Here is a 25,630-nt window from a genome sequence, read left to right on the forward strand (position 1 = left end):
GGAGTGACCGATGAGCGGCGCCTATACCAGCCTTGAAGAACTAACCCGTCTGGCAGGCCCGGCCCGGCGGATTCCTCTGTATCAGCCCGGTCCGGCCCGGGCCTTGATGTCCGGTGGTCATCAATCACGGATGCGTGGCCGGGGCATGGACTTTGAAGAGTTTCGCGGTTACCAGCCCGGTGACGACATCCGCACTATCGACTGGCGCGCCAGTGCCCGCACTAACAAAACCCAGACCCGGGTTTACCGGGAAGAGCGGGAACGCCCGGTACTGTTGGTGGTTGATCAGGGGCCGGGGCTGTTCTTTGGCAGTCAACTGAATTTCAAATCCGTGGCAGCGGCAGAGGTTATGGCCCTGATGGCCTGGAAAACCCTGCATCATGGTGATCGTGTCGGCGCCCTATTATCTGGTTTACACAACAGTGAGAAGCAGCATCTGGAACTACGACCACGTCGCTCACGCCAGCATCTGCTGCAGATTTTCCAGCATACAGTAGCCATGAACCAGAACCTGAAAGCCGGTATCCCGAGGGATGACCAGGCCTTGGATAAGATGCTGGCCAGCGCCACCCGACTGGCCCATCCCGGTACGCTGGTAGTAGTGATCAGTGATTTTCACGGTATCAGCCAGACTGGTCTTAGAGATTTGGCCCTGCTCTCCCGCCATAACGATGTAATGGCTGTGCAGGTGTTTGACCCGCTGGACTACTACCTGCCACCTGCCGGCCTTTATGCCGTCAGTGATGGACGACACCGTGGCCTGCTGGATACCCGCGCCCGTCAGACCCGGGAGCACTACCAGCAGCAGGCCCAACAGAAACAAACGACATTGACAGAACACTTGCAGCGTTACCGTATTCCTTTATTACGCATCGACAGCAGCCAGCCCACTGATGAGCAGCTGATCGCCATGCATCGGGGAGGCGCACAATGAACGGCACCGCTCCCATGCCATCCGCCTCACCCATGGCGCAGGGTGCCAACCCACTGGATGCCCTGGAACCCAATATTCTGCCGGAACCGATTAGCTGGTTCCCGCCTGCCCCCGGATGGTGGATTCTGGCTCTGTTGATTATTACCCTGATCACAGCTGTCGTTATCTGGCTGGTGCAGCGTCACCGCCGGAATGCTTATCGCCGCGAGGCTTTGAAGCAGCTCGACCAGATCGCCCAAAGCTTTCAGTTTGACGGCGATGCCCGACAGTTGGCCAAAAACTGCAATCTGCTGCTCAAAGCTACTGCTCTGCAAGTGTGGCCTCGGGAACAGGTCGCGAATCTGGTGGATAAAGACTGGCTGGACTTTTTAGCCCGTTCCTCAGGCCTTAACGATTTTCAGTCAGAAACCGGTCAACAACTCGGCGCCAATCTCTACGCCAAACCCCAAACAGAACAGGCAGGTTCAGGGGAGCAACTTATAACCCTGACCCGTCAGTGGATTAGCAAACACTCCCTGAAAAAAGCCGGTATGGGAAGCAATCATGACTGAATGGTTCCCTACCCTCACCCATCTGTTTGGCCGGTTTGAATTCGGTCTGCCCTGGCTATTCCTGCTGCTGCCACTGGCCTGGTTGGTGTATCGCTTCAGCAAACCCATGGGTCGTCAGCAAAGTGCACTGCTGGTGCCGTTTTATGCGGACCTGCCACTGGGCAGCACACCGGCCGCCAGCTCACCCGCTAACCGATGGAATCTGCCATTGGCTGTCGTTATTTGGTTGTCTGTACTCACTGCCGCAGCCGGTCCACGCTGGATTGGCAATCCAGTAGAATTGCCGGTAACTGGCCGTGACACCATGCTGGCGGTCGATCTGTCCGAAAGTATGACTATCAAGGATCTGCCCCTGAATGGTCGGGAAGCGGATCGTCTGGAAGTCATCAAGGATGTGGTCAGCAAATTTATTGATAACCGCAAAGGCGACAGATTGGGTCTGATTCTGTTCGGCTCTAATGCTTACCTGCAAACACCCCTGACCTTTGATGTGGAAACCGTTCGCACATTGCTGAATGAATCCACTATCGGTATTGCCGGCCCGATGACAGCAATCGGTGATGCCATTGGTCTGGGTGTACGCCAACTGCGCAAACGCCCGAAAGAACAAAGGGTAATGGTGTTACTGACCGACGGTGCCAATACCGCCGGCAATCTCAGTCCTTTAAAAGCCGCCGAGCTGGCGGCCAAGGAAGGCGTCACCATTTATTCTGTCGGGGTTGGCGCTGACGAGATGATTATTCCCGGACTGTTTGGCAGCAACTTTGGTGCACAGCGGGTCAATCCGTCTGCGGATCTGGATGAAGAGACTTTAACCAAAATTGCCGAACAAACCGGCGGTCGTTACTTCCGGGCTCGCTCTCAGGAAGACCTGCAGGAGATCTACCGTACCATCGACAGCCTCGAACCCATCGAACAGAGCAAGGAAACCTTCCGCCCGGTCAAAGAGCTGTTCTACTGGCCTCTTGGTCTGGCGCTGTTATTGAGTGCCCTGATGGCACTGATCCATTTTGCTTCCCGCTTCTCCAGCAATAAGGAGAAGCAGCCCCTATGACTATGATTGAGAATTTTCATTTTCTGCGGCCGTTGTGGTTGCTGGCTTTGGCACCACTGGCTCTGGTGATCTGGCAGCTCTGGCAGAGCCACACCAACAAAGGCAGCTGGCAAACCCTGATTCCTGCGCACTTGCTTGAGCACCTTCTCGAAGGTGAGGAACAGACCCGCAGCCGCTGGCCGGCACTGGTTGCCGCAATCGCTGGCATTATCGCTATTGTGGCCATGGCTGGACCGGCCTGGAAACAGATTGAAACCCCGGTCGAAAAGAGCGTAGCGCCGTTGGTGATTGTGGTGGATCTGTCCCGCTCGATGCTGGCGGCTGACCCGGCGCCTAATCGATTAACACGCGCTAAACAGAAACTGACGGATATCCTCCGACAACGACAGGATGGTCTGACGGCGATTGTCGCTTATGCCGGCAGCAGCCATGTAGTCTCACCATTAACCGACGACAATGCCACCCTGACCAATCTGGTGCGGGCCCTTGATCCATCCATAATGCCGGTACAAGGCAGTCAGCCACAGCAAGGTGTTGCCAAAGCAATTGAACTGTTGCGTCAGGGCAGTGGACAGGCTGGCAGCATCCTGCTGATCACCGATGGCCTGACCGAACAACAGAGCAAGGCGATTGAAAGTGAAGTTTCTGACAGTGGCGATACCTTGTCGATTCTGGGTATAGGTTCAGAGAACGGCGCCCCGGTACCGGCCGAGGGCGGTGGGTTTATGCGTGATGCTCAAGGCGGGATTGTTATGGCACAGCTGGAACGTAATCTGCTGCAGTCCACAGCCCGCGCCAGTGGTGGCCGTTACAGTGACCTTACTTTGGATAACAGCGATATCACCCGACTGCTGCCCAAGAGTTCAGCACTGGATGCAACGCAACGGGTCGATCGTAACTTTGATAGCTGGTATGACGAAGGCCGCTGGCTCACCCTGCTGCTGATTCCTCTGGTTCTGGTCGGGTTCCGTCGAGGACTTATTTTGCCACTGTTGCTGGTCAGTGCTCTTGGATTACACAGCCCGGACTCTTTGGCAGAGCAACAGCAAGTTCCAGCCAATAAAGAAAGCGTGCTAGACAAGGCCTGGAGCAATGCCTGGGAAACACCGGACCAACAAGGGCAGGCTTTGCTCCAACAAGGCAACAGTGCAGCGGCAGCCGCCCGCTTTGACAATCCTCAATGGAAAGCCGAAGCACTGGATCAGGCCGGCCAATATGCAGAAGCCGCCTCCCTGTTTGGCGAGCAGGCTAAAGCTGCTTCCAATCCCATGGCTAAAGCGGATGCCTTCTATAACCAGGGCAATGCTCTGGCCCGCGCCGGCGAGCTGCAAAAGTCTCTGGACGCCTATAAGGAAGCGCTAAAAGCTAATCCGGATATGGAACAGGCCCGCACCAATCAAAAGATTGTGGAAGAGCTGAAACAACAGCAACAAAATCAGCAAAACCAGAATCAGGATAACAACCAGCAGCAAAACAGCGATCAGCAGGACAAGTCTGAGAACAACTCAGAGGAGCAGTCCGGGGATCAGCAAGGTTCTGAGCAAAAGCAGGATGACTCCGGAAGCCAGCAAAAGAACGAGTCTGCTGACCAAGGTAAAGATCAGCCATCTGATAAGAACCAATCCCAAAACAGTGATTCTGCAGATCAGCAAAATCAACAGAATGACTCTGAGCAACAAGGCGAACAGGATCAAGAGCAAGATGCCTCATCCGCTGAACAAGGTCAGAACGAGGAAGAGCAGGCTGATTCGGAGTCTCAACAGTCACAGGCAACAACTGAACCATCCGATGAAACCGGTAAAGAACAACAGGCTCCAGTAGCTACGGAAGCAACCGAACAGGATATGGATGCCGAGCAGACCGAAGCCTGGCTCCGGCGTATACCGAACGACCCGGGTGGTCTATTACGCCGTAAATTCGAGCAGCAACAGAAACAGATGCAGCAGAAACGCCAACACGCTCCGCAGGATACACAGCCATGGTAAAACAACACAGTATACGGCACCTGATGCAACAGCCGGCCCTGGCTATGGCTCTTCTGATCCTTTTGATTATGGGCAGCCTGCCGGCCTGGGCCAGTCTTTCCGCTACGGTTGATCGCAACGAAATCACGGAAGGGGAAGCACTGGTTTATACCCTGCGCAGTGATGGCCTGACGTTACGAGGCTCACCAGACTTTGCACCACTGGAAAAAGACTTTGATATTCTTGGCACCAGCCGCAGCAACCAGATCCGGATGATCAATGGCGAGAATGCATCCTGGGTCGAGTGGAATATCACTCTGATGCCCAAGCGGGAAGGCACTCTGACTCTGCCTGCCCTGACCTTTGGTGACAGCACCAGTAATCCCATTCAGATCAAGGTTCACAAAACCTCCGCCCAACAAGGTGCCACTGCCAGCTCTCCTGTTTATATGCGCAGCAGCCTCAGTGCAGAAACACTCTGGGAAGGTCAGGAAGCAGTACTCACCCTGAAAATCTTTACCCGTGCCGACTTTGCCGACAATCCCGACCTGAGCAGCCCACAGGCCGAAGGTGCCATCATCAAGCTGATCAGCAACGATAAACGTGAAGAACGGATTATCAATGGCGTGCGCTATCAGGTGATCAGTCTGGAATATCTGGTAACACCAACCCGCGCAGGTGAACTGCGTATCAGTGGGCAGGTACTCACTGGCGCGCTGGTTGAGGATGACCCTTACGGCCGCCCTAGCCTTCTGCGGATGACCCGCTCCCGCCCTTTCCGGATCAGCTCGCCGGAGATGCTGCTGACGGTGAATCCTCCTCCAGAAAACTGGCCGGCCGGTACACCGTGGCTGCCAGCAGAATCACTGTCACTCTCGGAGAGCTGGAGCAGTAACCCGGCTCAACTGAAGACCGGGGATTCCATTACCCGCACCATTACCGTGACGGCCGAAGGAACCAACAGTGCATTGATTCCGCCATTACCAGCCTTGAATCTGAATGGTGTGAACAGCTATCCGGATCAGCCTGCTACTGATAACCGTCTCTCGGGAACACAAACCACCGGTATTCGCAGTGAGTCTGTGGCCCTGGTACCGACTCAGGCCGGTGAGATCACCCTGCCTGCCGTTGAGCTCACCTGGTTTAATACCAAAACCGGACAGATTGAAATCAGTACACTGGCGGCACAGACGCTGAATATTGCGGCTGGTAGTCAGCCTGCTGTGCAGCCACAGGCACCTGTGGCAGTGAGTCCAACCACAACAACGCCGTCCTCCAACGCATCAGAGCAGACGCTACAAAGTGGCGACCTGCAGACTATTGGAGAACCGGTAAGCGAGAACTCACTGTTCATCTGGCAGGCAGCAACCGCCGTCTTTGCCCTGCTCTGGCTGCTGACTCTGGCTTATGTTGTCCGCCTGAAACGCGGCTCGCCTTCCCTAACAAAAACCACTAAAACATCCTTCCCAAGTCATACCTCGGAATCCGAGCTATTCAAGGCACTGATCAACGCCTGCCAGAACAACGAAGCGGCAATTCTTGAGCAACGGCTGGTGAGCTGGGGCACAGAGCTGATCGGTAAGGAGTCACTGACCAGCAGTGAGGTCATCAGCACTCTGAACTCTGATGAGCTGAGCAAGGGCTGGAATCTACTCCTGTCACAGCGTTACAGTACAGAGAAATCCGCACTGGATACGACACCACTCGTTAATCTGCTGACAGAGGCCCGTAAACAATGGTTCAATCAGCAATCAGAGAAGTCCAACAATACCCTGCGCATTAATCCCTGATCGTTTGTAGAGCCTGTCTTCCACGACAGGCTCCTGCTCCAGGGAGGCGAGCGCAAAGAACGGGGATATCATGGGAAAAAATAACAATCGTCACCAGGCCTTCTGTATTGCAGCCGGCCTGTCCTTATCTTTGGTGCTATCCGGTTGTTCACAAACACCAAAAGCACCGGAGTCACTTCTGCCTTCAGGGCCACAGGCACTGGCAGTCACCGCGACCCACAAACAACATTTCCAGCCGGGCCGTTATGACCGGCTGATTATCGAACCCATCTATGCTGGCAAGAAGGATCAGCTGCTGCCAGAGCGCAAGCAGGCTTATGCAGCAATAGAATCGATTCTGGTCAGCGAACTGAAGCCAAAACTTTCGACTGAGAAAGGCCCACGACTGGGGGCACTGACTGTCCGTTACGGACTGGTCTCCGGGCAACTGGTCAGTGACAGCTCACTCATCAACTTCTTTGGTAATACACCGGGGCTAACGACCGTTCCCGGGGAAGAGAAGATGACCATTGCCGTTAGTCTGATTCATGCAGAAACCGGCAAAGAGCTTTGGAAAGGGGCAGCCCAGGGTTTTGTTGCCAAGGAACTAAGCAGGGAGCTGCAACTGGAGCGCGCGCGTCAGGCCGTGCACCGAATGCTGGCAACCATTGAGAACTAAGCCAAAAACAGCGAGCGGATACTCACTACCCTATTAGCCCAGCCATAAAAAATGCCCCGTCTGTTTAAACAGACGGGGCATTTTTACAGAGATATCAGCTGTCGTTACAGGGTAACGGCCGGCATATCTTCATCCTTCTTCACCTTTTCCGGGCGAACAAAGAAGCGGGCCAGTGCTGGCAGCAGCCAGATAGCGCCGAACATATTCCACAGGAACATGAAGGTCAGCAGCATGCCCATATCCGCCTGGAACTTGATTGGCGAGAAGATCCAGGTGCAGACACCGATTGCCAGAGTCACACCGGTAAAGACAACCGCCTTACCTGTGGTGCGCAGCGTCTCGTAGTAAGCCTGACGCAGATTCATACCTTGCTTGAGGAAGCTCTCCAGACGACTGTAGATATAGATACCGTAATCCACCCCGATACCCACACCCAGCGCGATAACCGGCAGGGTTGCAACCTTAACGCCAATACCCATATGCACCATCAGCGCCTGACACAGCAGCGAGGTCAGCGCCAGCGGCACAATAATGCAGACCACGGCACGTACGGAACGGAAAGTGATCAGTACCAGAATACTCACGACAGAGTAAACCCAAACCAGCATCAGATTCTGAGCAGAACCAATCACTTCGTTGGTCGCCGCTTCCACACCGGCATTACCGGTCGCCATCAGGAACTTGATGTCGTCGGTATTGTTGGCCAGAGCAAAGGCTTCAGTGGCATCAACAACACGCTCAAGGGTTTCCGCCTTGTGGTCTTCCAGAAACAGAAGAACCGGGGCCAGGCTGCAATCCTTGTTATACAGCTGGGAGGCCGTACCGTTGTTGATGGCATTGTTCAGCACGTACTGGTTACGGGACAGGGTCTGCCACTGCGGGTTACCTTCGTTCAGGCCTTTAATAACCTGCTTGGCAACCGTGACCATGGATACCGCATCCTGCACACCCGGCACCTGCTTCATATGCCACATGTAGTTATCGAGCGCCTGCATGGTCTCGAAGCTGGCACACATTTCAGGGCCGGTTTCCACCATGGTGATAAAGGTATCCGCACTGGTGGAGTAGTTGGCGGTAATGTAGGCGTTATCCTGGTTGTAGCGGGAGTCGGCGCGAAGCTCCGGAGCACCCGGATCCAGATCACCAATCTTTACCTGATCCTTCATCATCAGACCGTAACCGAAACCACACAGGGCGATCACGATAGAAACCGGCGCAACATAAGGATGGGCAAAGCGGGAGATCAAAGACCAGACCGGTGACTTCTGCTTGGAGATATCACCACGCTCACGCACGCCCTTGCTGACGCCAACCCAGGACATCAACACCGGCAGCAGAATCAGGTTGGTGAGGATAATTACCGCGACACCAATACTGGCAGCAATCGCCAGAGACTGGATCACATCGATCTCGATCACCAGCAGGGTCAGGAAGCCGATCGCATCAGAGATCAGAGCCAGCATGCCCGGGATATAAAGAGCACGGAAAGTCAGACGGGCTGCTTTCAGGGCTTCCGCCCCCTTGGCCGACTCGATGGCAATATTATTAATAATCTGCACACCGTGGCTGACCCCGATGGCAAAGACCAGGAACGGTACCAGTACCGAGTACAGATCCAGACCAAAGCCCAGCGCCGACAGCAGCCCCAACTGCCAGACGACAGCGATCAGGGAACAGATGATCGGAACAATAGTGGACTTCAGGCAGCGGGAGTAAGCGAACAGCAGAACAAAAGTGATCGCCAGCGCCACTAGGAAGAAGATACCGATGGACTGCACACCTTCAAACAGGTCACCCACCACCTTGGCAAAGCCAATGATATGGAGGTTGATGCCCTGCTCGGCATAACGGTCACGAATCTCTTCCAGAGCCTGGGACAGCTCGGCATAGTTCAGCTTTTCACCGGTTTCCGGGTTGGACTCAAACAGCGGCAGTTCCACGATACTGGATTTGAAATCGTTGGAAACCAGGCTGCCAACCGTACCGGAGCGCAAAATATTAATCCGCAGCTCTTTCAGACTAGTCGCATCACCATTGTAAGTCTGGGGAATTACCGGGCCGCCTTCAAAGCCTTCCTCGGTTACTTCCAGCCAGCGTACGTTTGGCGTCCACAGAGACTTCATGGCCGCACGGTCAACACCCGGCAGATAGAAGACTTCGTCCGTCAGCTTCTGCAGCTTGTCCATGTATTCCGCGTCGAAAATATCACCGTCCTGCGGAGCCACAGCAATACGCAGACTGTTGGCACTGCCCAGATCATCCCGACGCTCCAGCCAGTTCATAATGTACTGGTGCTTGAGCGGGATCATCTTCTCAAAGCTGGCATCGACTCTCAGGCCCATTAACTGGAAAGAGAGCACCACCGAAGCAATAAAGAAGAGAATGACAACCGGCACACGATTGTTAAAAAACAGTCTTTCGAGTACCGGTTCAGTAGAGATATGTTTACTCATAACAGCATTTCCTGTTCCGGCTTAAAGACCGATAACACTCGGATCAACGCGACGAATACCATTCTCGCCGGTGACCACAAAGACGTTATCCGAAGTTTTGACAATCCCGGTCAGCACAGCGCGGTCAGACTGGTTATTCACCAGCACATCATCACCATCGTTACGGGAGAAGGTGCCACCGGTTCCTACCAGCAGAGGCATATTGCCCTTCAGCACCAGACCGGAGAAAAAGGTCTGTTCCGTGCCGGTGTCCAGCTCTGTCCAGGTATCACCACTGTCGTTGGTAATAAAGGCATTGCCACGCAGGCCGTAAGCCACTGCACCATTCAACTGTTCCAGCGCGCTGACGCCGAAGAAGGTACCTTCATACGGGCTTTCCAGAGTTTCCCAGCTTTTGCCATTATCGGAAGAGCGGTACATGGTGCCGGCTTCACCGACCATCATCAGCATACCGTTCTTGAGCTGGGTCATACCGTTGTAATGGAACTCGTCAAAGTTCTCGACACTGTCGAAACGGTTATGCCAGGTCTTGCCGCCATCGGTGGTCTGCAGCAGGTAGCCGTAGCCGCCCATCACAAAGCCATTGTTGGCATCGGTAAACAGAACATCCAGCAGCGGGACTTCTGCTTCTTTATCTTCGTAGACCTTGTTCCAGCTGCGGCCACCGTCGGTGGACTTCAGCACCACAGCATCATGGCCCACGGCATAGCCGATATTTACGGTAGGAAAATCAACGGCGGTCAGCAGTACCTGAGTGCTGTTTTCACCCAGCTGCCAGGCCTTGCCCTCGTCCTCGGACCAGAGCACATGACCACGGTCGCCGACAGCGACCAGGTGATTACTGGTGCCGGCTTTATCGACATCCAACATCAGGGAAGAAAGAATCTGGTCTGAGACCGGCTCGGCCACAGCCTGTGCGCTCAACATGCCCGTGCTGGCAATAACGGCACTGGAAAGCAGGCTGGCCACGAGAAACTTTGAGGGAGACTTCATAGAAAACCCTTTTTTCGTGTTCGTGTTCCATAAAGGCCCCTGTCTGCGTTACACAGAACAGGGGCCCGATACTGCTATGGTCGTCTTATTTACGTCCGCGACGACGCAGAGCGGACGGCTTGAAGTAGCTCTTGGAAGGGATGGCCTTGGTGTAATCCAGCATGGTCTTCTCTTCGTTGGCCAGACCCTGCACGTGGTAACGACGGGACTGCAGATCGTGGTATACGTCCAGAGTCGTGAAGGTCGTTGGCAGGTCATAGATGTTGGCCAGGTAAGCCATGCTCACACGCCACAGTTCACCACGGCCGTCATACTGATCGGCAACCGCGATGCTCCAGCTGTCTTCGTCCATGTAGAAGACACGCTTGGAGTAAACGTGGCGCTTACCGTCCTTCAGGCTGCCTTCAACAACCCATACACGGTGCTTCTCGTAACGGGTGTTGGCAGGGTTCAGGTGGCCGGCATCCAGTACATCGTCATAGCTCAGCTTGTCGCTGATCAGGTTGTAGTTGTTGTACGGGATGTAGATCTCTTTCTTGCCAACCAGCTTCCAGTTGAAGCGATCCGGAGCACCACTGAACATATCGGTGTCATCGGTGGTACGCAGACCTTCAGCGGCAGCAATCGGGGTGTCATAAGCCAGGTTCGGTGCACGACGTACACGACGCTGACCAGCATTGTAACCCCAGGCTTTACGGGACTCTTTAATCTGGTCCAGAGTCTCGTGAACCAGTACCGCGCCACCGGCCAGACGGGCAGGAGCCGTGGTGAAAGAGAGGTAGTAGAAGATAATGTTATCCAGATCTTCTTCCGCCAGCTTAGGATCGTTGTACTTGAAGTACACTTCCTGCTGGGAGGTTACCAGAGAGTAGGAACCATTACGCTGTACCGCCACTTCGGAGGCACGACGCACCAGGTATTCACCACGGTAACGAACCACGTGGTTCCACAGGGCTTCCAGACCATTCTTAGGCATTGGGAACGGGAAGGCATCAAAAGCGCCCTTAAAGCCGTTACCGCCATCCAGCAACTCAGCGTTTACAGCGGCTTTCTTGGTGTTTTCGTAAATACGCTCTGGGTGAGTCGCGTTACGACGGCTCTGGAAGATCGGCATCTGGAAGGTTTCAGGATAAGCTTCAAACAGTGCGATCTGACCAGCTGTCAGGTTGCCACGGTACTGATCCAGATTCTTGGAGGTAATCGTAAACAGTGGCTTGTCATTCGGGTAAGGGTTGGCCAGATGAGAGCCAGGACCCTGATAACTCTTTGGAATGTCGGCTTCGGTCATTGGCTTCCACTCGGGAATCGAACCGTCCGCATTACCCTTGCGCTCAGCGCCAAGAGGAGTCAGTTCATTCCCCAGCTTTGCTGCTTCAGCCGGAGACACTTTGGCCGAAACCGGGCCGGCGCACAACATAAGCGCTGCCAGACTGGCAATCAGTGTTCTTTTTGTTTTCATATCGTCTCTCACTCCACGGTTTGCCGTAAAGCCCCTTTCGGGAAGATATTGTTTTTGTTGGTTGGTTCTTTTATCAGGCTGAACGACAAATGCCGTTCAGCCCTTTTTCCGGTCAACCAAAAGCTTAGAAGGAGTACTTCACGCCAATGGAAACGTTATCACGATCACGCTGACTGTAGGTATCCGGGCCATTGAACTCGGTGTACTGCAGTTCAGCTTCCAGATCCAGGTACTGAGCCTTCATACCCAGAGTGGTCGAGCTCGCACCTTTCAGGAAGTTACCGGTACGGTGGGAGTTACCCTTCACATTCTGGTTCCAGCGGATGTACGGGTTCAGGTTAACGCCTGCATAGACATCGTTCCAGGTACCCGCCAGTACGGCACTGTAACCGAACGCATCGGCATCGATCTGATCGTCTTCATCACAGTTGGAGGAAGCGTATTCACAGTCACCACGACCGGCGAACTTACGAACATTGCCGTCCTGATCGGTGTATTCCAGATCGGAACCACGCAGATGTTCGGAAGCCACTTCCACCACACCGAACAGGGAGTCAAAGCTCAGCATTGGACCAAAGCTGTGAATCGCAGACAGAGAGATGTTGTAGGATTCAACACGCTCGTAGTTATTCAGATCACGCAGGTTGGCATAGTTAACCATCTGATCGGCAACCTTGATGGTCGCGCCACTAGATAGCGCACCAGCCTGAGCCAGAGCATCACCAATCAGATCATCAGTTGCGGAGATGGTGATAGGCATATTTGGGCGATAGGCCAGTTCACCGGCAAAAGAGGTGTTACCGAAAGTGGTGCTGAAGCTTACGCCGTACATACGGATATCTTCAAGATACTTACGGTGACCGGTCAGATTGGAGCCAAGGTCAATAGCAGCAACACCACCAGCAGCGGCGGCTGCCTGAGCGCCGGCCATCGCAGCCTCTTCTTCTGAGACTCCTGGAATAGCCTGACCATTCGACAAAGCTGCCACGGCACCATCAAATTGTGCTTTGACTGCTGGATTTGTAGCCAAAACTCGTTGCATCGCTTCTACATCACCACCAGTATTAGCGCCGGCAAATGCTTGCAATACCGTTGGTGTAACTGCAGCAGCTTTAATCGCATCAACATTCACACCGTTATAGCCATCATCAATCTGTGCAAAGATTACAGGCTCTTTAGCGTGATAATTTACAAAGTAGAAACCGAACTCGGTGTCATTCAGCTCTTCAGCAATATAGCGGAAGGAGATACCGAACTGGCCATCATCCTTGGCATTGATGTCTGAGCCGATAGCAGCGACCTTAAAACCATCGTCTTTCAGGTAGTCAGAGCCACCAACAACACCACCTGCAGCCAGCTGATCATAAAGCGGCTTAACACCAGCCAGAGAACCCAGCTCGTTGTAAGCAGTATTACCACCTTCAGCAAACAGATCGGTTTCAGCAAAGTAGGTGCCTACCGGATCAATCTGAGTCTTGCGGAAGTTCCACTGATAAAAGGCATTGGCAGACAGGTTATCCGTCAGGCCAACACTCAGAGACAGGGTTTCAACCGGCACCAGAGCTTCTTTCAGCTCGGAACCCGGCAGACGGAAACGGGCCGCATCGATAGGGTTAGTTGTGTTGATACCACTGCGGTAGAACATACCTTCACCCCAGCTCAGTACCTGCTTACCCAGACGGGCATCAACAGGCATTTCGCCCAGATCCCAGTAACCGTAAACATAGGCGTCGAGCAGCTGGGCGTCCTGACCGGAGATATCTTCCGCATCTTTGGTGAAGCGGTTGGCAGGCTTGGAGCCCTGCATACCAGCCTGGCTTGGCTGGCTTGCATGCCAGGATTCCTGACCGAAGTTGGTCTTGCCATTCATTTCGGCATCGTGGAAAGCGGTACCACGGGCAAACAGACCGTAGTTTTCCCAGCTCAGGCTCAGGTCGGAAGTGACCTTGTAAACCTGGGAAACCAGACCGGTATCGTAGTTACGGTTACCGTCGTTACCATTGATACCATCGTTGTCTTTGTCCTGTCCCTGTACACGCCACATGGCGCCGTAGGACACAGTAGTATCCAATGAACCGGCGACTTCACCGTCCATCAGATCGAACTCAATAGCGTTGGCTGGCGACACTGCCAGTATGGAAGCGAGAGCGAAACCCGCTTTTGCTGGAGCTAAGTGCATTGGTGAGGAGATAGAAATCCTGCGCAGCTTCATTCTTATTATCACCTTGTGGATTTATTATTGTTTTGCACCGTGGCATGGAGAGGCCAAAATTGTGCAAAAACACGAGCCCCTTCCGTTCACGCAGATCACCAGCCTTCCCACTTCTCTCGCATCGCGAATCCCCCCGCAATAGAGCGTCTGGTTGACCTTTCTGACCTGGGCGCGCCGGGCTGGGGGTCAATTTATCGTGATTGGTCGAATTTGTATAGACCCTGTCGTCATTTTGCTAGGTAATGCCGACTATATGCATAGAAAATAGCCGATTATGACAATCGGCTATTCCGGAAGTGAATGTTTTGGTAGATGCCAGTGGTCGTTTGAGTCACAAGACGACAAACGACCACTTTCAGGCAGGAAAATCTGATCAGGCGAGAGACTTGCTCACCACCTCAAACAGATCCTTGGACAGGTCTTGCTGCTGGATACGCTTAAGGGCAGCCAACATCAGTTCACGACGCTTCTCGTCATAACGCTTCCAGCGGGTCAGCGGGTTAATCAAACGGGAAGCCAGCTGCGGGTTCAGGGCATCAATGCGGATCACTTCATCAGCCAGGAACTCATAGCTTTCACCAGAGATATTGTGGAAGTTCACCAGATTACCGGAACAGTAGCCTGAAACCAGCGAGCGCATCTTGTTCGGGTTCTTCTTATCGAAGCCCGGATGCTCCATCAGCTCACGCACTTTCGCGAGGGTACCAAAGCGGGAATCCGTAACCTGCGTGCTGAACCACATATTCATCACATTGGTATCGTCGGCCCACTTTTCGGCGAACTCGGCCAGCGCCTGCTCCGCAACAGCCTTGCCACTTTCATGCACAGCGCCAATCAGATTGGACAATGCAGCAATGCTGTCGGTCATATTGGAAGCCGCAGCGAACTGAGCCTGAGCCAGCTCAACACTGGCAGCATCATCCAGCTCAACCAGATAGCTCAGAGCAATATTCTTCAGGCGGCGCTCGGCAATATCTTCCGGCTCAGCCTGATAAGGCTTGTCCACATTCAGAGAGTTGTAGATTTGCTGCAGACGCTCTTTGTGCGCTTCAGCGATAGCTCCACGAACAAACTCACGCGCCTGATGGATAGCATCAACATCAATCACATCCATCTGCTCAGCCAGCAGGGTTTCCGATGGCAACAGCAGCATCTCGGCAATCATGGCCAGATCCAGAGATTCATCAGCCAGCACCTTGCCATAGGCCGCCAACAGCTGAGGATCAACCGCCAGTTCACGACCGGCCTGAATATCCGCCACCAGCTCCATCAGGACATTGATCGCCAGACGCTGACAGCTGTCCCAACGGTTGAAGCCGTCTTCATCGTGACTCATCAGGAAGATCAGATCTTCACGACTGTAGTCGTAATTCACCTTAACAGGCGCAGAGAAGCCGCGCAGCAGAGATGGCAGTGGACGCTCATCAGCCTTGAAGGTGAAAGTCTGCTCTGGCTCTTTCAGATCCAGAACTACTGTCGTTTCACCCTCGCCATTCAGTGGCATTGGCTCACCTTCACCATCCAGCAGGCCAATTGCGACCGGAATATGGAATGGCAACTTGGTGTCCTGCCCCGGTGTGGCCGGGCAGCTCTGCTTGATGGTCAGGCTATATTCCTGCGCATCTTCATCGTAGCTATCAGACACGTCCAGAACCGGGGTTCCCGCCTGGGAGTACCAACGCTTGAACTGGCTGAGATCAACACCGTTGGCATCTTCCATCGCAGCCACAAAGTCTTCGGTAGTTACTGCCTGACCATCGTGGCGATCAAAGTAGAGATCACTGCCTTTGCGGAAGCCTTCGCTACCCACGATGCTGTGAATCATCCGCACGACTTCCGCACCCTTTTCATAAACAGTCAGGGTGTAAAAGTTGCTAATTTCGATAAACGACTCAGGACGAATCGGGTGAGCCATCGGGCCGGCGTCTTCTACAAACTGGGCAGAACGCAGGAAGTTCACATCCTGAATACGCTTAACAGTGCGGGAATACATATCAGCGGTATATTCTGCATCACGGAATACTGTGAAGCCTTCTTTCAGGCTCAGCTGGAACCAGTCGCGGCAGGTCACACGGTTACCGGACCAGTTATGGAAGTATTCGTGGGCAACGATGGCATCGATACGCTCGTGGGCAGCATCGGTGGCATTATCCGGGCGGGCCAGTACACAGGTGGAGTTAAAGATATTGAGACCTTTATTCTCCATGGCGCCCATATTGAAATCGTCCACCGCCACGATCATAAAGATATCGAGATCGTATTCACGACCGTAGACTTCCTCATCCCACTTCATGGACTTCTTCAAAGAGCGCATGGCGTGGTCGCACTTGGTGATATTGTGCGGCTCAACAAAAATACGCAGAGTCACTTCACGACCACTCATGGTGGTGAAGGTATCCTCGATAAATTCCAGGTTACCGCCCACCAGCGCAAACAGGTAAGCCGGCTTTTTGAATGGATCGTTCCAGGTCACCATATGACGACCGTCGTCCAGATCCTTGCGCTCAATGGCATTACCGTTGGACAGCAGAACCGGATACTTGTCTTTGTCTCCAATCACCGTGGTGGTGAAGATGGACATCACATCCGGGCGATCCAGGTAGTAGGTAATCTTGCGGAAGCCTTCAGCTTCACACTGGGTACAGAACATGCCACCAGACTTGTACAGACCTTCCAGAGAAGTGTTTTCCTGAGGCTTGATACGGGTCACGATGTAGGTTTCAAATGCTTCACTCTGTGGCTGAAGCACCAGCTGCTCGCTATCAACCTTGTACTGGTCGCCAGACAGAACCGCACCATCAATAGCAACGGACACCAGCTCCATATTCTCACCGACCAGCGTCAGCTCAGGCAGCTGAGCGTGGGTCTTGGTGTCGTTTAGTTTGAAGTTCAGGGTCGAGGTGACCAGCGTGGACTCTTCACCCAGCTCAAAGCTCAGAGCGGTGGTTTCAATCCAGTAATCTGGCTGCTGGTAGTCTTTGAGATAAATCGCGCGGGGTTGAGCGTCTTTCATGCAATCTCCTGAACCGGAACATCAGGGATCACCCAATGCCCCGGCAATAATCATGGTGTCGTTATTGTTAGTTCGTAGGCCGTATACTTGCGGATATTGATCACACCGGTATCAAATATCAGATACTGCCCTTTGATTCCGAGCAACGTTCCTTCGGCCACCGGATTTTTATCCAGATTAAAAGAGGTCACTTTGGTTGGATATTCCAGCACAGGATAACGAATTTCAATCGGCAGCACATCACTGCTGATCGGCTGCACAGCCTGCAGACCATGCTCTTCCAGCAGAGACTCAATGCCATAGGCATACCGATCCAGCAGATCTTCCCGAGCCTGCTCAAGATCAAGAACATCCACCTGCCCTTTCAGCATCGCCCGCCAGTTGGTTTTATCCTTCACTTCCTGACGCAGCATATCCTCCACAAAACCAGACAGCTGTCGTGTCGCTACCCGCAGTATCGGCAGTGCCTGAACAGCGCCCTGATCAATCCAGCGGGTCGGCACCTGGGAAGCACGGGTAATACCCACCTTCATGCCGGAAGAGTTAGCCAGGTAGACGATATGATCTGTCATGCAGAACTCCTCGCCCCAGGCCGGCTCACGACAGGTGCCTTTATCGTAGTGACATTTCTCCGGGCTCATAATGCAGGAGTCACAGCAGGCCAGCTTCTGGAAGCACGGCCAGCAAAACCCCTGACTAAAGCTTTTTTTGGTTTTACGGCTGCAGTGGGTACAAAAGATATTACCGGTCGCAGCCAGAGAGACCTGCCTGCCCAACAAGGCATTCATATCGATCAGCTCATCACCAATCGGCAGGTTGTAGCTGACCGGTTCCCCATTCTCACCGAGAACAGATTTCATTTTGACGACAGATCCGGTCACCGAACCTGTCTCTAAAAGCAACTCAGACATCAGGCATCCTGAAAACGAAGAATGGACTCTTCCTGGGCATCATCTTTTTTCCCACCGCTTTTGCAGCTCTGGGACATATAACCGGTACGCTGATCTTCCGGCAGATGTTTGGCCTCCCAGGCCAGCACCGCTTCAAGACTCTGCTCACGCTGCTCCGGGGTCAGCGGACGACCATCAGGCCATTTCCCCAGTTCCACACCACGACGCAGATTGGCGACAACTTCCGGCGTTAATGACGCAACAAAATCCTGGAAACTCATACTCCCCCCTCAACTCACCAACAAACAGGCCGGTGGCGAAACGTTCAAAGAGGAGAAAAAGCTTTGAATGAACAAAGGCCAGGGATGGCCTGAGAACGCTTCAGGACAGGGATAGTCCTGCAGCGTGGTGAATCAAAGTTTTTTCTCCGAAAGCTCAAATAGCAGACCGCACAAAAAAACGATTATAAAGATAACCAAAGGCGACGCCGGACAACAAACCACCGGCATGGGCGCCATTGGCAATCTGGCCCAACCCCAGACTCCCGAGAATCCCGGTAAAGCCAATCAACAGCCAGGCCATCATAAACATATAAATGCCGGACGGAACCTTATAACACCCGGGCTCAAACCGTTCCCGAATCCAGCAAAAGCCCAACAGGCCAAAGATCACCCCGGACATACCACCAAACAAGGGGAAACCATCGGCGGAAACAAACTGAACGATATTGGACACCGCTCCGGTAAACAGCACCAGCAGCGCCAGAAACAGCCCTTTATGGCGTAACTCTATACGATGCCCCAGATCCAAAAGCCAGAGCATATTGAAGACCAGATGGAAAACACCAAAGTGCAGAAAGATAGGAGTGATAACCCGCCAACTGAACAGCCAGGAAAAGTCACCATGCTCATACATAGCCGACAAAGGCAGATAACGGATCTTATCGCCCTGTACGAGATACTCACTCATACTGAACCAGGCGACAGTTTCATAGTTGTTGCCCAGCCCGGTCAGAAACGCGACCACCAGCGAAGCAACTATCAGCAGCAGAGTAACCGGGATACGCATCCAATCCGCCAGCGGGCCGGACAGAAAACCACCAGCCCCCTTCCAGGAAACCTTAACCTTACTTAACTGCAGCAAACCGGACTGCCACTGGGCAAACCAGGTCAGCACCTCATCCTCCTGCGCAGGGTGCTCCAGCCAGAGCACCTGCCGACCACCCTCTTCGGTAATTTTATGGGGGACGCGCTGCCGCCAGAGAAAGGCGGAAAAAGGCAGAAGATCCTCTTCTACCGGACGGTCAAATAGACGCAGCATGAATGGGCTTTTCCTTAACAGAGCTGAGGATAATCAGCCTATCTGTCATCACAGGATCAATCATCAGGCGAGGCGGTTACCCCAGCCCAGCTTGGTTCGGCACACTTCATAGTAATTGTGATTCAACGGATGAATCAGCCGCAGTTTAAACGGCTTCTTGCGAATCGACAGGGTATCACCCGGTGCAGCCGTGATATGCACCTGCCCATCACAGGAGATCTGCGGGTAGGTCGGGTTATCCCGGCTGATCACAATCTTCACCTCACTGTTGCCATCAATCACGATAGGACGACTGCTCAGGGTATGAGGGAAGATCGGCACCAGCACCACCGCATCCAGCCGCGGATGCATGATCGGGCCGCCACCAGACAACGCATAAGCAGTGGAACCGGTCGGTGTTGCTACGATCAGACCATCAGAACGCTGGCTGTAAACAAACTGACCATCCACAAACAGTTCAAACTCGATCATCCGGGTCACTTTACCCGGCTGCAGCGCTACCTCATTCAAGGCATTGGAATGACCAATGGATTCACCATTACGCTTGAGATCGGCTTCCAGCAGGAAGCGGCTCTCAACAATATACTTGCCATCCAGCACATCGCCGATCTGCTCTTCCAGCTTGTCCGGCTGAATATCGGTCAGAAAGCCCAGGCTGCCACGGTTAATTCCCAGCACCGGCACATTGGAACGAGCCAGCGCCCGGGCCGCGCCCAGAAGACTGCCGTCACCGCCAATAACAATAACCAGATCACAGATCTCGCCCATCATCTTGCGACTGCAGACCTGCAGCCCATGACCGGGCATCAGCTGAGCAATACTGTCTTCGATGATGACATGAAGATCGCGGGAGAGCAGAAAGGTTTTCAGACGCTTCAGGGTGTCCACAACCTGGACACTGCCCATACGACCGATCACCCCAATGTGTTTGAACTGTTCCATAAATGCGGGACGTTATGAAATTAATTTATATAGCCATTATAAACAAACTACCCACTCAGTCAGAGAGCGAACAAGAAAAATCCCTCCATGGGCGGTATGGGTTCTGGCCTCTAATAATGAGCATACCCGATCGTGAAGCAGGATTCTGCTAAAACCTGCGGCGATGCCTGTGAAAAGTACGACCTGCCCAGACGTTAGTCCGCAGGCCATGAGTTTGGTAGCATGAAGTACAGGATCAACAATCGCCGGGGAGCGGGAATGGGTTATGTTACACAGCCACTGGCTCTGACAACCGGCGAACTCAAGTGGCTGTTACAAAGCCCCATGCTTCTCGATCCTTCAGCCCACCCGTGCCTGCTATCCAGCCAGCTGCCCTGGCTTTCTCCGGACAGGCGCAAGCAGGTCTGCCATGATCTGAGCCATCCTTCCCATGAACAAACCACCGCATTTCTGGAAACCCTGACGGCACGGCGCTCCACCCGTCTGGGCATTCGTTATGAAACCCTGTGGCTGTCGCTGTATCAGTCCATCACTGAATATGAGGTGCTGGCGACCAACCTGCAGGTTCAGGAGAAAGGAAGAACACTGGGAGAGTTTGATCTGCTTTATCGGGCGGGTGACCGATATATTCATCAAGAGCTGGCGATAAAATTTTATCTTGGCAAACCCGAGAGCAAGGGCGACTGGTATGACTGGGTGGGACCGGATCAGGCCGATCAGCTGGGCCGAAAGATGGCGCTGATGTTTGAACACCAGATCAATCTCTCCAAAACCGAGCCCGGTGAACAGACCCTTTCTCATATCAGCCCGGCAAATACTGACTGGCAGCAGGAAGTTTTGCTGCAAGGCTATCTGTTTTACCCCTGGCAGCAGCCTTGCGCCGAGCCTGAACAGGTCAATCCGAATCACCTGCGTGGTGACTGGCTACCCTTTGAACAGTTATCGGATTATCTTGCGACCTTATCGGCAAAGGCCTTTATGATTCCTTCGCGGCAGCAGTGGCTCAACCTTACCGCCCTGGCGGAACAGGGGGAAACCGATGACGTATCCGCCTTATCAGAAGACGAACTGATTGCCCACCTAAAGCAACACTTCTCAGGCGAGAACAAACAACGCAAACGCCCACAGCTGGTGATGCCACAAATTCCGGAAGGGCGACCCTTTTTCGTAACACCGGATGATTGGCTGGATCGGCTAAACCAGAAGCTAACCAATCCGGCCTGATAAACAGGCGTCGATCAACGCCTGTTTATCCATTAGATTCAGATCTCCGCCGCCAGCCGTGAAGCCTGGTCGATAGCCCGCTTGGCATCCAGCTCACGGGCTTCATCGGCACCACCAATCAGAATCACATCCACACCTGCGGACTGCAATCCGTCCTGAAGGTCCCGCAAAGGTTCCTGCCCGGCACAGATAATCACATTATCCACATCCAGCAGCATCTCCTCTCCATCGCGGGTGATATGCAGACCGGCATCATCGATCTTCCGGTACTCCACCAGGTTCAGCATCTGCACACCTTTGGTTTTTAAAGTGGCACGGTGAATCCAGCCGGTGGTTTTACCGAGATTCTGACCGACCTTGTTACGCTTGCGCTGTAACAACCAGACCTGACGCGGAGACTTACCGGGCTGGGCAACCACCCCCTCCACACCACCACGGGCCTGAAGTTCAGGGTCAACGCCCCACTCTTTATAGAAGGTCTTGATATCAGTACTGGATGATTTACCGACATGGGTCAGATATTCAGAAACATCAAAACCAATCCCGCCCGCACCAATCACTGCAACCTTGTCGCCTACCTGCTTGCCAGACTTCAACACATCGAGGTAACTCAGCACCTTGGGATGATCGACACCTTCAATCTCCGGAGTGCGTGGACTGATACCGGTCGCCAGTACCACATGGTCATACCCGGCCTCAGCTAATTGGTCAGCCTCTACACGTTTACCCAATCGTACTTTAACGCCGGTCTTTTTCAGGCGGTTGGCAAAGTAGCGCAAGGTCTCATGAAACTCTTCCTTGCCAGGAATCTTTTTGGCGATATTAAACTGCCCACCAATCTCATCCCCCTGATCAAACAATGTCACGGTATGGCCACGCTCGGCGGCAATGGTAGAGAAAGCCAGACCCGCAGGGCCGGCACCGACAACAGCAATATTCTTTCCACCATCACTATGATGCAGCGGAATATAATTCAGCTCGGTTTCATAGCAGGCTCGCGGGTTGACCAGGCAGCTGGTCAGCTTGCCGGAGAAGGTATGATCCAGACAGGCCTGATTACAGCCGATGCAGGTATTGATCTCTTCACTCTTGCCCGCTGCGGCCTTATTCATAAACTCCGGGTCAGCCAGCAAAGGTCGGGCCATAGACACCATATCCGCCATCCCGGCAGCCAGAATGCTTTCCGCCACATCCGGGGTATTGATCCGATTGGTGGTAATTAAAGGAATGGTCACTTCGCCTTTGAGTTTTTGAGTCACCTGGGCAAAAGCGCCTCGCGGCACCATGGTGGCAATCGTAGGAATTCGCGCCTCGTGCCAGCCGATACCTGTATTAATAATGGTCGCGCCAGCCTTTTCCACCTCTTTGGCCAGGGTCACAATTTCATCCCAGCTGCTGCCACCTTCAACCAGATCCAGCATGGAAAGGCGGTAGATAATAATAAAGTTTTCACCAACCGATTCGCGCACCCGTCGGATAATCTCCAGCGGCAGACGGATGCGGTTCTCATAACTGCCGCCCCACTGATCGGTGCGCTTATTTACCCGCTCAGAGATAAACTGGTTAATGAAGTACCCTTCTGAGCCCATAATCTCCACACCGTCATAGCCGGCATGCTTAGCCAGAGCGGCACAATTCACAAAGTCGCGAATCTGCTTTTCAATTTCTTCTTCGCTCAGCTCTTTCGGGGTAAACGGATTAATGGGAGCTTTGACGGCAGAAGGGCCAACACTGTTCGGGTTATAGGCATAGCGGCCGGCATGGAGAATCTGCAAACAGATCGCGCCACCCTCCTGATGAACCGCAGTGGTGACCTTGCGGTGCTGAAAAGCTTCTTCTTCATTGGTCAGCTTGGCAGCCCCCATAGCCACACAGCCTTCCTCGTTGGGACCGATACCACCGGTTACGATCAGCCCAACCCCACCACGGGCCCGCTCAGCAAAATAGGCGGCCATTCGCTCGAAACCATTGGGACGCTCTTCCAGACCGGTATGCATCGAACCCATCAGGGACCGATTGCGCAGCGTCATAAAGCCAAGATCCAGTGGAGCCATCAAGTGGGGATAGTGTTCACTCATGGTGCTTTCTCATTCTTTCGGTTATCGCGGCAATGGCGGTATTGTTGTTATCTGTCGTCGTATAAATTCAGTATAATTTTTAGGGATATGTACTGACTGCAGCAAAACATAACCATAGAAACCGGTCGCAGCAATGACTAACGCCAACAAAAAGTTGATTTCACTGCACAGTATCCCGCACGGCATACTGCGAGCGGGCCAAGGGAGAGCACGTTGCATATGAATCTTGGCGAGCTCTCCACCGACTTCCTGCTCCCGCTTCTGGAAGCCACCCGACAAAACGACCGCAACCCGGAACAGGTATTGGCTCAGTACGGCTTTCAGGAAGAGCAGCTGCAGCATCCCGGGCAGTGGTTGAGCATTGCCCGTTTTATGCGTATTGGCGAAGCTTTGATTGATCTGACTGATAATCCAGGCTTAGGCCTTGAGGCTGGAAGACTTGGTGGCCTGACTGGCGCCGGACTGGCAGGTATGGCGGCCATAACCGCGCCAACTTTAGGTGATGCTCTGGAAACGCTGACCCGATTTGAGCCGCTCTATGCCCGCAATATCCGAGGCAGCAGTCAGTGGCACAGAGATGCTCTTCAGTCACATCTCTGTTTTTATTCCATTGCCCCTTATAACGAGTACAACCGTTTTGTCGTGGACAGTATTCTGGCTGGCTGGGTACAACTTTGTGAACAACTGACCGGACGAAGTGATCTGGTGGAAGCCATGACTATCGAGTTTGAGGCCCCCCACTATGTCAGCCACTACACCCGGGAACTCAGCTGCAGGATTGAATTCGGCCAGCCGCAAAATGCCGTCATTCTAAAAGAAGGTGCCGAACAAACACGTCTGCTGTTCGCTTCCCTACCAGACCATCGCCGTATGGTTAGTCTTTGCCAAACACAGCTGGAAAGCATCTCTCATCCACTGACTATCAGCCATAAAACCGCCAGAGCGATTGCAGCCTGCCTGCCAAAACCATGCACCTTGGAAATTATTGCCGAGGCTTTGAAAACACCGCACTGGACCCTTCGCCGGAAACTCCAGGAAGAAAACACCACCTTTAAAGAAATCCTTGAACAGACACGCAAGGAGCTGGCCGGCAGCTATCTGGCCAATACCGCCACTGCGGTTTCCGAGGTCGCTTACCTGACCGGCTTCTCATCAACAGAAGCCTTCCAGCGAGCGTTTAAACGCTGGACCGGCCTGCCGCCGGGTGAATACCGCCGGCAGAACCAGCCAGTGAACAATTAATACTGACTAGCCAGCAATAACCACTAACCAAACCATACTTTGATGACGACACTCAGCCTGCCGGCGGTCTTACCTCTGATATTGACAACCAATTCGAGGTAACAGGTATGCAGTGGGCGATTCAAAAAGGATCCAGTCTTTGGGGAATGCTATGGGGCACACCAGCAGCATCACCGGTTGGTAGCAGCTCCACCCACAACCAACTCCCAACAAAAGATGAGGCAACCGTCAATCCACCAGCCGATACCAATATCCAAACCCGTACTGCAACTGTCGTCGAGCAACAGCCAGGCTTTCTGGAAACACTGCAATCCCACACCCCTACTCCCTGGAGCTATCTTTATGTCTTTGGATTAGAAACGCTGCCAGGACATCCAACCCAGAAAAGACTGTTCTGTGAACTGGCGCTTAAAGAGCCCAAGGCTGTACTGGCGGGCCTGGATTATCTCTTTACCAGACATGGTAGCCTGTCAAAAATTATGACCGCTCAAGAGGATGCATTGAACAATGTTCAATCACTCTGTGAGTACCTATTGCATTCTCGACATGGACTGAGCGATGAGGATCAGGACAAGGTCAGAGGCTATAAAAGTCAGATGCTGGAAGAGATCGCACGACGCAACCTTTCTGGCTCTATGGCAGATGTGAAAGCACGCGCCCAAAAACGTCATCTTGAACTGATAGAAAGATTCAATGCGCTGCCAGAAACCAAACGCATAAAAGAGGATATTGAGCCACGCCCCAAGCGTTCCGCTCAACGTAAATCGAAAAGACAATAAAGCGGTTATCCACTCTTTCAGGCTGACAAGTCATCACTCGCCAGCCTGAAAGACTTCCCACCTGCTGCTCAGCC

Annotated in this window: 19 protein-coding genes; 9 read left to right on the top strand and 10 right to left on the bottom strand. The window is 53.3% G+C overall.

Annotated elements, in window-relative coordinates:
* The first annotated feature begins 10 nt into the window (after positions 1 to 10).
* The 6 genes from EHSB41UT_RS15810 (at position 11) to EHSB41UT_RS15835 (ending at position 6,951) form a co-directional block, all read left to right on the top strand.
* Positions 11 to 934, top strand: a complete 924-nt coding sequence (locus EHSB41UT_RS15810; RefSeq protein WP_087111554.1) for a DUF58 domain-containing protein — start codon at positions 11 to 13, stop codon at positions 932 to 934.
* Positions 931 to 1,485 (top strand): DUF4381 domain-containing protein, encoded by a 555-nt coding sequence (locus EHSB41UT_RS15815; RefSeq protein ID WP_087111556.1) that lies wholly within the window; start codon positions 931 to 933, stop codon positions 1,483 to 1,485. Before EHSB41UT_RS15810 ends, EHSB41UT_RS15815 begins: the two co-directional genes overlap by 4 nt.
* Positions 1,478 to 2,539, top strand: a complete 1,062-nt coding sequence (locus tag EHSB41UT_RS15820; protein WP_087111558.1) for a vWA domain-containing protein — start codon at positions 1,478 to 1,480, stop codon at positions 2,537 to 2,539. Before EHSB41UT_RS15815 ends, EHSB41UT_RS15820 begins: the two co-directional genes overlap by 8 nt.
* A complete protein-coding gene (locus tag EHSB41UT_RS15825) occupies positions 2,536 to 4,524 on the top strand; it encodes a vWA domain-containing protein (RefSeq protein WP_087111560.1) in 1,989 nt (662 codons plus the stop codon). Before EHSB41UT_RS15820 ends, EHSB41UT_RS15825 begins: the two co-directional genes overlap by 4 nt.
* The gene (locus EHSB41UT_RS15830) at positions 4,518 to 6,293 is read left to right on the top strand and encodes a BatD family protein (protein ID WP_087111562.1); all 1,776 of its coding nucleotides are present in this window, start codon (positions 4,518 to 4,520) and stop codon (positions 6,291 to 6,293) included. The genes EHSB41UT_RS15825 and EHSB41UT_RS15830 overlap by 7 nt, the downstream gene beginning before the upstream one ends.
* A gap of 70 nt (positions 6,294 to 6,363) precedes the next feature.
* Complete coding sequence (locus EHSB41UT_RS15835) at positions 6,364 to 6,951, top strand: DUF4136 domain-containing protein (protein ID WP_087111564.1); 588 nt, start codon at positions 6,364 to 6,366, stop codon at positions 6,949 to 6,951.
* Between the two features lie 104 nt (positions 6,952 to 7,055).
* Here EHSB41UT_RS15835 and EHSB41UT_RS15840 read toward each other — a convergent pair whose 3' ends face one another.
* The 9 genes from EHSB41UT_RS15840 to EHSB41UT_RS15880 all read right to left on the bottom strand — a co-directional run bounded on the left by EHSB41UT_RS15840 (position 7,056) and on the right by EHSB41UT_RS15880 (position 20,233).
* Entirely contained in the window at positions 7,056 to 9,404 is a 2,349-nt protein-coding gene (locus tag EHSB41UT_RS15840; protein WP_087111566.1) for an efflux RND transporter permease subunit, read from the bottom strand.
* A gap of 21 nt (positions 9,405 to 9,425) precedes the next feature.
* Complete coding sequence (locus tag EHSB41UT_RS15845; RefSeq protein WP_087111568.1) at positions 9,426 to 10,397, bottom strand: WD40/YVTN/BNR-like repeat-containing protein; 972 nt, start codon at positions 10,395 to 10,397, stop codon at positions 9,426 to 9,428.
* A gap of 85 nt (positions 10,398 to 10,482) precedes the next feature.
* Positions 10,483 to 11,856, bottom strand: a complete 1,374-nt coding sequence (locus EHSB41UT_RS15850; protein ID WP_087111570.1) for a DUF1329 domain-containing protein — start codon at positions 11,854 to 11,856, stop codon at positions 10,483 to 10,485.
* 124 nt (positions 11,857 to 11,980) lie between these two features.
* Complete coding sequence (locus EHSB41UT_RS15855; RefSeq protein WP_087111572.1) at positions 11,981 to 14,068, bottom strand: DUF1302 domain-containing protein; 2,088 nt, start codon at positions 14,066 to 14,068, stop codon at positions 11,981 to 11,983.
* A gap of 373 nt (positions 14,069 to 14,441) precedes the next feature.
* A complete protein-coding gene (gene pepN / locus EHSB41UT_RS15860) occupies positions 14,442 to 17,081 on the bottom strand; it encodes an aminopeptidase N (RefSeq protein ID WP_087111574.1) in 2,640 nt (879 codons plus the stop codon).
* A 50-nt stretch (positions 17,082 to 17,131) separates the two neighbouring features.
* Entirely contained in the window at positions 17,132 to 17,992 is an 861-nt protein-coding gene (locus tag EHSB41UT_RS15865; protein ID WP_207626667.1) for a DUF2797 domain-containing protein, read from the bottom strand.
* Positions 17,992 to 18,252 (bottom strand): YeaC family protein, encoded by a 261-nt coding sequence (locus EHSB41UT_RS15870; protein ID WP_087111576.1) that lies wholly within the window; start codon positions 18,250 to 18,252, stop codon positions 17,992 to 17,994. The genes EHSB41UT_RS15865 and EHSB41UT_RS15870 overlap by 1 nt, the downstream gene beginning before the upstream one ends.
* Positions 18,253 to 18,406: 154 nt before the next feature.
* Positions 18,407 to 19,291: a rhomboid family intramembrane serine protease gene (locus EHSB41UT_RS15875; protein WP_087111578.1), complete on the bottom strand. Its 885-nt coding sequence runs from the start codon at positions 19,289 to 19,291 to the stop codon at positions 18,407 to 18,409.
* 63 nt (positions 19,292 to 19,354) lie between these two features.
* Positions 19,355 to 20,233 (bottom strand): NAD(+) kinase, encoded by an 879-nt coding sequence (locus EHSB41UT_RS15880; protein WP_087111580.1) that lies wholly within the window; start codon positions 20,231 to 20,233, stop codon positions 19,355 to 19,357.
* Positions 20,234 to 20,455: 222 nt separating this feature from the next.
* Here EHSB41UT_RS15880 and EHSB41UT_RS15885 point away from each other — a divergent pair, with 222 nt between their 5' ends.
* Entirely contained in the window at positions 20,456 to 21,457 is a 1,002-nt protein-coding gene (locus EHSB41UT_RS15885; RefSeq protein WP_087111582.1) for a DUF1853 family protein, read from the top strand.
* A gap of 38 nt (positions 21,458 to 21,495) precedes the next feature.
* Here the strand turns inward: EHSB41UT_RS15885 and EHSB41UT_RS15890 are convergent, their stop codons facing one another.
* The gene (locus EHSB41UT_RS15890; protein ID WP_087111584.1) at positions 21,496 to 23,535 is read right to left on the bottom strand and encodes an NADPH-dependent 2,4-dienoyl-CoA reductase; all 2,040 of its coding nucleotides are present in this window, start codon (positions 23,533 to 23,535) and stop codon (positions 21,496 to 21,498) included.
* 219 nt (positions 23,536 to 23,754) lie between these two features.
* Here EHSB41UT_RS15890 and EHSB41UT_RS15895 point away from each other — a divergent pair, with 219 nt between their 5' ends.
* Positions 23,755 to 24,777 carry an AraC family transcriptional regulator gene (locus tag EHSB41UT_RS15895; RefSeq protein WP_087111586.1) on the top strand — a complete coding sequence of 341 codons (1,023 nt, stop codon included), beginning with the start codon at positions 23,755 to 23,757 and terminating at the stop codon, positions 24,775 to 24,777.
* Positions 24,778 to 24,884: 107 nt separating this feature from the next.
* Entirely contained in the window at positions 24,885 to 25,556 is a 672-nt protein-coding gene (locus EHSB41UT_RS15900; RefSeq protein ID WP_133060538.1) for a hypothetical protein, read from the top strand.
* Positions 25,557 to 25,630 lie beyond the last annotated feature (74 nt).

The sequence above is a fragment of the Parendozoicomonas haliclonae genome, from assembly GCF_900174585.1.
Taxonomy (GTDB): Bacteria; Pseudomonadota; Gammaproteobacteria; order Pseudomonadales; family Endozoicomonadaceae; genus Sansalvadorimonas; species Sansalvadorimonas haliclonae.

Bases quoted from the DNA above. Each gene is read 5' to 3' on its own strand.
- EHSB41UT_RS15810 (WP_087111554.1), top strand. From the start codon at position 11: ATGAGCGGCGCCTATACCAGCCTTGAAGAACTAACCCGTCTGGCAGGC.
- EHSB41UT_RS15815 (WP_087111556.1), top strand. From the start codon at position 931: ATGAACGGCACCGCTCCCATGCCATCCGCCTCACCCATGGCGCAGGGT.
- EHSB41UT_RS15820 (WP_087111558.1), top strand. From the start codon at position 1,478: ATGACTGAATGGTTCCCTACCCTCACCCATCTGTTTGGCCGGTTTGAA.
- EHSB41UT_RS15825 (WP_087111560.1), top strand. From the start codon at position 2,536: ATGACTATGATTGAGAATTTTCATTTTCTGCGGCCGTTGTGGTTGCTG.
- EHSB41UT_RS15830 (WP_087111562.1), top strand. From the start codon at position 4,518: ATGGTAAAACAACACAGTATACGGCACCTGATGCAACAGCCGGCCCTG.
- EHSB41UT_RS15835 (WP_087111564.1), top strand. From the start codon at position 6,364: ATGGGAAAAAATAACAATCGTCACCAGGCCTTCTGTATTGCAGCCGGC.
- EHSB41UT_RS15840 (WP_087111566.1), bottom strand. From the start codon at position 9,404: ATGAGTAAACATATCTCTACTGAACCGGTACTCGAAAGACTGTTTTTT.
- EHSB41UT_RS15845 (WP_087111568.1), bottom strand. From the start codon at position 10,397: ATGAAGTCTCCCTCAAAGTTTCTCGTGGCCAGCCTGCTTTCCAGTGCC.
- EHSB41UT_RS15850 (WP_087111570.1), bottom strand. From the start codon at position 11,856: ATGAAAACAAAAAGAACACTGATTGCCAGTCTGGCAGCGCTTATGTTG.
- EHSB41UT_RS15855 (WP_087111572.1), bottom strand. From the start codon at position 14,068: ATGAAGCTGCGCAGGATTTCTATCTCCTCACCAATGCACTTAGCTCCA.
- pepN (WP_087111574.1), bottom strand. From the start codon at position 17,081: ATGAAAGACGCTCAACCCCGCGCGATTTATCTCAAAGACTACCAGCAG.
- EHSB41UT_RS15865 (WP_207626667.1), bottom strand. From the start codon at position 17,992: ATGTCTGAGTTGCTTTTAGAGACAGGTTCGGTGACCGGATCTGTCGTC.
- EHSB41UT_RS15870 (WP_087111576.1), bottom strand. From the start codon at position 18,252: ATGAGTTTCCAGGATTTTGTTGCGTCATTAACGCCGGAAGTTGTCGCC.
- EHSB41UT_RS15875 (WP_087111578.1), bottom strand. From the start codon at position 19,291: ATGCTGCGTCTATTTGACCGTCCGGTAGAAGAGGATCTTCTGCCTTTT.
- EHSB41UT_RS15880 (WP_087111580.1), bottom strand. From the start codon at position 20,233: ATGGAACAGTTCAAACACATTGGGGTGATCGGTCGTATGGGCAGTGTC.
- EHSB41UT_RS15885 (WP_087111582.1), top strand. From the start codon at position 20,456: ATGAAGTACAGGATCAACAATCGCCGGGGAGCGGGAATGGGTTATGTT.
- EHSB41UT_RS15890 (WP_087111584.1), bottom strand. From the start codon at position 23,535: ATGAGTGAACACTATCCCCACTTGATGGCTCCACTGGATCTTGGCTTT.
- EHSB41UT_RS15895 (WP_087111586.1), top strand. From the start codon at position 23,755: ATGAATCTTGGCGAGCTCTCCACCGACTTCCTGCTCCCGCTTCTGGAA.
- EHSB41UT_RS15900 (WP_133060538.1), top strand. From the start codon at position 24,885: ATGCAGTGGGCGATTCAAAAAGGATCCAGTCTTTGGGGAATGCTATGG.